We start from the raw sequence: 4489 nt of genomic DNA, 5'->3' as shown, positions 1-4489 counted from the left end.
TTAATAATATATGGTAAAATATTTTAATGCTATAAATGCTTTAAATAGCAAACAAAGGAGTTAATAAAATGAAAAATGAAAAAAAGAAAATGTGTTTCTAAGTTACATAAGTACTTTTGCATTTGCGATAATACTTGCTTTACTTATTAAAACTTTTATTTTTAGTTCCAATATGGTTGTTGGTGAATCTATGCAACCAACTCTTCATGAAAATGATAGACTAATCGCCATGATACTTCCATTACATTTCAAAGACCCTGAAAGGTTCGATATAGTAATAATAAATGCTCCTGATGAAAAAGGAAAAGAATATATTAAAAGACTAATCGGCAAACCAGGAGATACTGTCGAAATTAAAGATGGTGTTGTTTATGTAAATGGAAATAAACTTGAAGAAACTTATATTGACTCAAGTGTTTATACAGAAATATATGACCAATCTTCATGGACTCTTGGAGATGGAGAATTTTTTGTAATGGGGGATAACAGAAACCCAGGTAAGAGTTTGGATTCAAGATTTTTTGGTCCAGTTAAAAAAGATGATATAAGAGGCATTGTTAAATTTAGATTTTGGCCATTTAGTGATTTTGGCACAATTGGAGGTTAAATTTGTCTAGACAAAAAAATATTAGAAATTTTTCTATAATCGCACACATTGACCATGGAAAATCAACTTTGGCAGATAGACTTATAGAGATGACGGGAATGCTCACTTCAAGAGAAATGGAGGCTCAAGTTTTAGACTCAATGGACCTTGAACGCGAAAGAGGTATAACTATTAAGTTAAAGGCTGTTAGACTTATATATAAAGATGAAAACAACGAAGAGTATATATTCAATTTAATAGATACTCCCGGCCATGTCGATTTCAACTATGAAGTTTCAAGGTCTTTGGCTGCTTGCGAAGGAGCTATTGTAGTTGTCGATGCAAGTCAAGGTGTTGAAGCTCAAACTTTGGCAAATGTATATCTTGCATTGGACCAAAACTTAGAACTTGTACCTGTTATAAATAAAATAGATTTGCCAAGCGCAAGAATTGATGAGGTAAAAAAGAAATTGAAGATATCATAGGGATTGATACTGAAGATGCTCCCCTTGTTTCTGCTAAAAAAGGAATTGGAATAGACCAAGTTTTCAAAAAAATAATTGAAGAAATTCCTGCCCCACAAGGTTCTGAAGACAAGCCTTTAAAAGCTTTAATCTTCGACTCTTATTATGATTCATACAAAGGCGTTGTTTGTTATGTAAGAGTGCATGACGGATCAGTAAAACCTGGTGATGAAATCAAGATGATGGCTACCGGCAAAACATTCGAAGTTGTTGAAGTTGGTGTGGTAACTTCTTCACATATTGCCTTAAACTCTCTTCAAGCTGGAGATGTAGGTTATATAACAGCAAGCATAAAAAACGTTAAAGAAGCAACAGTTGGAGATACTATCACTCATAAAAACAAACCAACCGAAACTCCTTTCCCCGGTTATAAAAAAGTAGTACCTATGGTATATTGTGGTATCTATCCAGGAGAAGGCGAAGAATATACTGAAATAAGAGATGCTCTTGAAAAACTTCAAGTAAATGATGCAGCTCTTGATTTTGAAGCTGAGACTTCAGTTGCTCTTGGCTTTGGTTTTAGATGTGGTTTCTTAGGCCTACTACACATGGAAATAATTCAAGAGAGATTGGAAAGAGAATTTGATTTAAATATCGTAACCACTTCCCCATCAGTAATATATAAAGTAGAAACTACTAGTGGAGAGCATTTAGATATACAAAACCCAACTAATCTTCCTCCTGTTACTGAAATTTCTTCTATTAAAGAACCAATTGTGAGAGCAGAAATTATGACTCCTACAGACTATGTTGGTGCTGTTATGGATTTATGTCAAAATAGACGTGGTACATTTATAGATATGACATATCTTGAAGAAACTCGCGCTCTTATAAAATATGATTTACCATTAAACGAAGTAATATATGATTTCTTTGATGCTCTTAAATCTAAGACTAGAGGATATGCTTCATACGATTATGAATTGACAGGATATAAAGAAAGCAACTTAGTTAAACTTGATATTTTAATTAACTCTAACCTTGTAGATGCCTTCTCAATAATAGTTCACGAATCTACAGCTTACAATAAAGGAAGAAAAATTTGCGAAAAGCTTACTGAAGTAATCCCTAGACATCAATTTGCTGTGCCTATTCAAGCTGCTATAGGAAATAAGGTAATTGCTCGTGAAACAATAAGAGCTCTTCGTAAAGACGTACTTTCTAAATGCTATGGTGGAGACATCTCAAGAAAGAGAAAACTTCTTGAAAAGCAAAAAGAAGGTAAAAAACGTATGAGAATGGTTGGCGATGTTGAAGTTCCTCAAGAAGCATTCTTAGCCGTTCTAAAATATGACGAGGAAAAATAATGAATACTTTAGATTTTAAGTCCCAAAAATTTTGGGACTTTTTAAACATCCATAGTTCAGATGATATTTCAATTTATATACACATTCCTTTTTGTGAACAAAAATGTCTTTACTGCGATTTTTACTCACAAGTTTCTTCTACAGAGGCTCACGAAAAATACATTGACTCATTAATCTATGAACTATCAAATTACAAAGAATATCTATCTTCTAAAGAAATTAAATCAATTTTTATCGGTGGCGGAACTCCAAGCGCAATAAATCCAAAACTTATAAAGAAATTTATGGAGTATCTACAATCTATATGTAAACTATCAGACGATTGTGAAATTACTACTGAGAGTAACCCAAACTCGCTCACTGATGAAGCAATAAAGATTTATATTGAAAGTGGAATAAATAGAATTTCTATGGGAGCTCAAAGCTTCAACGAAAAAATTTTAAAAACTATTGGCAGAATCCATTCTCCTGAACAAATCTATAATACTATAGAATCTATTCAAAAAAACGGAATTAAAAACTTTAATATAGATTTAATGTTAGCCCTTCCCAACCAAACTATCGAAGATATAGATGAATCACTTGAAATTGTAAAAAGATATGACATTCCACATGTATCATACTATTCTTTAATTCTTGAAGAAGGAACGCCACTTTATGATAATATGGACTCTTACCAATTCCCTGATGAAATATTGGATAGAAAAATGTACAGAAAAATTGTAGATGCTTTCAGTTTAAATAATTTAAACCAATATGAAATTTCCAATTTTTCAAAAAGAGGTTTTGAATGCCAACACAACTTGAGATACTGGAAATTAAAAGACTATATCGGATTAGGTTGTTCGGCTCAATCAAATATATCTAATATAAGGTATTCAAATGTAACATCTTTGAAAAATTATTTAAATCAAAATTATAGCTATACATTTGAAAATTTAAATAAGATAGAGAGATTAAATGAATATACTATGTTGGGTTTAAGACTAAATGAAGGAATAGATATAGAAGATATAAACTTTAAATTTAATATAGACTTTGAAAAAGAATACAAAACTCAAATTAAAAAAAATTTAGACAATAAATTAATCACTTTAAATAATGGAAAAATACAGCTCACAACTATTGGAAAAGATATTTCAAATGTGGTAGAATTAGACTTTACAAGGATTCCTTGTAATTAAATCTTGCAATTACAAGATAATAATGTTAAAATAACAAGAGCGCAAATTGAGTGTGGAGGTGAATTTCATGGCAAATATAAAATCAGCAATAAAAAGAATAGACGTTGCAAAAAGAAATGCAGCACGTAATAAGTCTGTTAAAACTGAAATTAAAAATTATATTAAAAAGTTTGAATCAGCTATTAATAGTGGAAAAGTTGAAGAAGCAAGAGAACTTTTAAAACTTACTGATAAGAAACTTAAGAGAGCTGTTTCTAAGAATGTTTTTCATAAGAACAATGCATCAAGAAAAATATCTAAACTTGCTAAAAATTAAACTCTGCAAAATAATTAATTAAATCAGATAGATTAACCCAGGAAATTCCTGGGTTTTTTATTTTATATAGATATTTTTACCAATAAACTTTCAAATAATGCTCTCTCGTCTACTGTTCTCGTTTTTATTGTGTGGTCATACTCCAACAATGAAATATAAATTTCTTTTAACTTATCCTTTTCAAATTTATTTGAGGCAACTTTTAATTTTGAAAATTCATACTGTTTGATTTTTAATTTCTCCATAATTTTCATATCTTGATAGCCTTGTTCCTTCAAATTTTTGTATGATAGCAACAATCTAAATTGCCTTGCCACCATATAAAAAATCTTTTGTATCGGCTCCCCCACTTGGTATAGATTATTCAGCTCCAGCAGAATTACCGAAATATTTTTATTCATCATAGCATCTAAAAAATTAAAGATATTCGTATCAATGTTAGAAATATAAACTTCATCTATCATCTGTCTATTGACTTCGTCTTTTGCGGTCGCAAGTATCTTATCAACCTCATTTTTGACATCATATAAAACTACATTTAAATTTTTAGAATTATATCCAGACTTCTGTGC

At 30.5% G+C, this 4489-nt stretch carries 4 protein-coding genes and 1 pseudogene; 4 read left to right on the top strand and 1 reads right to left on the bottom strand.

The genetic code is table 11. The annotated features are described in order from the left end of the window. The first annotated feature begins 91 nt into the window (after nucleotides 1-91). The 4 genes and pseudogenes from lepB to rpsT all read left to right on the top strand — a co-directional run bounded on the left by lepB (nucleotide 92) and on the right by rpsT (nucleotide 3917). Nucleotides 92-607, top strand: coding sequence for a signal peptidase I (gene lepB, locus HMPREF9129_RS06735; protein WP_004821824.1), 516 nt, complete (start codon nucleotides 92-94; stop codon nucleotides 605-607). Nucleotides 608-609: 2 nt separating this feature from the next. Further along, nucleotides 610-2417: pseudogene (gene lepA, locus HMPREF9129_RS06730) on the top strand (translation elongation factor 4). Then, on the top strand, nucleotides 2417-3601 hold the full coding sequence (hemW, locus tag HMPREF9129_RS06725) for a radical SAM family heme chaperone HemW (protein WP_004821818.1): 1185 nt from the start codon (nucleotides 2417-2419) through the stop codon (nucleotides 3599-3601). Before lepA ends, hemW begins: the two are co-directional and overlap by 1 nt. A gap of 67 nt (nucleotides 3602-3668) precedes the next feature. After that, on the top strand, nucleotides 3669-3917 hold the full coding sequence (rpsT, locus tag HMPREF9129_RS06720; RefSeq protein WP_004821815.1) for a 30S ribosomal protein S20: 249 nt from the start codon (nucleotides 3669-3671) through the stop codon (nucleotides 3915-3917). A 62-nt stretch (nucleotides 3918-3979) separates the two neighbouring features. Here the strand turns inward: rpsT and holA are convergent. Then, nucleotides 3980-4489: DNA polymerase III subunit delta (gene holA, locus HMPREF9129_RS10685; RefSeq protein WP_004821814.1), on the bottom strand; the 510-nt coding region annotated here is incomplete at its 5' end.

It is taken from the genome of Peptoniphilus indolicus ATCC 29427 (genome assembly GCF_000227315.1).
GTDB classification, from domain to species: Bacteria; Bacillota; Clostridia; order Tissierellales; family Peptoniphilaceae; genus Peptoniphilus; species Peptoniphilus indolicus.
Note: the sequence above shows the minus strand (reverse complement) of the source record. Positions and strands in the feature narration are given on the sequence as shown.

What these genes read in the sequence shown, in the direction of transcription:
- rpsT (WP_004821815.1), top strand. Translation starts at nt 3,669, where the DNA reads ATGGCAAATATAAAATCAGCAATAAAAAGAATAGACGTTGCAAAAAGA.
- hemW (WP_004821818.1), top strand. Translation starts at nt 2,417, where the DNA reads ATGAATACTTTAGATTTTAAGTCCCAAAAATTTTGGGACTTTTTAAAC.